Consider the following 1,519-nt stretch of genomic DNA (forward strand, 5'->3'; position numbering starts at 1 on the left):
TCCCAACGCAGCGGGTTCGCCCGGTACAGCCGCGCGGACCGTTCCGGGTCGCCCGGATACCGGTCGACGGAGATCCGCATGAGGTAGCGGGTGACCGGTTCCGACCCGACGTTAGTGATCCGGCGGCGCTGCTGCGGGTAGTAGACCCCGCCGTCGTAACGCAGTTCGGCGAAGTCCTCCTCAACCACCAGACCGCCGGTGCCGACGTCCCGGCCGGGTGAGGTCTCCGGTTCCGCCGGGTCGATGGTCTGCGGGTGCGCGGCGCCCGCTGGTGTGTCGGCTTCCCAGGGGCGCGGGGCGAGCCGTAGGAACGCGCCGGGAATGCGAAGGCCGTCGGCGATCCGCTCGATGACCTCCAGGGATAGGATCCGTTCCTCGCCGCGGACGATCCGGCTGATCCGCGGCTGGCTGAAGCCGTCGATCGGCGAGGCGATCCGGTCCTGGCTGGCGTGGTCCCACTTACGCATCAGCAGGAAGGCGGCGGCAAAATCGTGAGCGTAGAGGGCGGCGCGCATGTCGTCCCGGACCAGCAAGGCGGGCGAGACCGTGTAGGGGGGAGCGGGTTCTCGCACCGGTCCTCCGCCGTCTCAGGGGTAGCCGCATGGCTGACCGCAGCCGCGTGCACATGCCGGCACGCTGAGCGTAGCGCGGCCATGCCGCCCCGGTATATCCGCTTGTGCGGCAGGGCTTCCGCAGCGGCCGGTGACCGTTCGGCAACCGGTCGGCTGCCCTCATCGGGCTTCGGCACCCATGCCGTGACTCCATGCCACCTCGGCGTTCCGCGGCTGCCCTGTTGACCGTCAGGCTTGTTGTCAGCCGGCCCCGCCTCGTGTCGAACGGTCTGCGCAGAGCCGGGCCGGCGCCCAACAACCGACGGGATCGGGACAGAACGGGATGGTGGAGAACTCGTGACGGTGGCCAGAACGGACCCGGCGGACGACGAAGCCGAGCACTACGTGGTGACGATCCGGCCAATGGCATCTCCGGCTGAGTTGATCCGGATGTGGGCGTCGCTGCCGGAGGATCCCACCCGTCCGGGGCCCGCTGGATGACCCCGAAGCTGGTCCTCCGCTGTAGCCTGAGCCGGTTTGACGCTCTCCAGACCGTTGGTGGCAGCCAACAGCGCGGCGCCTGACGAGCCATGGCGAGGGATGCCGGTGCGATGATCGAGTTCACGATGGGCACCACCCCATGTGACGACCCTCCCCCCGACCAGGCGTGGTTCTGGACATCAGCCTGGCAGGCCGGCGAACGTAAGGCCGACGAGGACATCGTGACGGGCCGCACGACCGCCTTCCGCAGCCTGGAAGAATTCGACGCCTACGCCCGTGAAATCGTCGCGGACGGCGACGAAAACCTTCCCGCAGCGCCTGATCGCAGCGCCTGATCGCAGCGCCTGATCGCAGCGCCTGATCGCCACCGCTGGTCAGCAGGACCCACTTGGTCGAGGGTTCGGCGAATGTCCCACTCGTGGTGGCAGGCATCATGGGCATTGTTGTGGGCGACCTCAGCCGGGTCT

Annotated in this window: 2 protein-coding genes; one reads left to right on the forward strand and one right to left on the reverse strand. The window is 68.8% G+C overall.

Annotation, left to right across the window (positions count from 1 at the left end; translation table 11 throughout):
* Positions 1 to 572, reverse strand: a 572-nt coding sequence (locus tag U9980_RS14600) for a helix-turn-helix transcriptional regulator (protein ID WP_322768409.1), incomplete at its 3' end; no start/stop codon positions are given.
* Positions 573 to 1,162: 590 nt separating this feature from the next.
* On the opposite strand from U9980_RS14600, the gene U9980_RS14605 reads away from it, so the two are divergent.
* The gene (locus U9980_RS14605; protein WP_322768410.1) at positions 1,163 to 1,387 is read left to right on the forward strand and encodes a hypothetical protein; all 225 of its coding nucleotides are present in this window, start codon (positions 1,163 to 1,165) and stop codon (positions 1,385 to 1,387) included.
* The last annotated feature ends 132 nt before the right edge of the window (positions 1,388 to 1,519 follow it).

The organism is Protofrankia sp. Cr1, assembly GCF_963555865.1.
In the GTDB taxonomy this organism is placed as follows: domain Bacteria; phylum Actinomycetota; class Actinomycetes; order Frankiales; family Frankiaceae; genus Protofrankia.

What these genes read in the sequence shown, in the direction of transcription:
- U9980_RS14605 (WP_322768410.1), top strand. Translation starts at nt 1,163, where the DNA reads ATGATCGAGTTCACGATGGGCACCACCCCATGTGACGACCCTCCCCCC.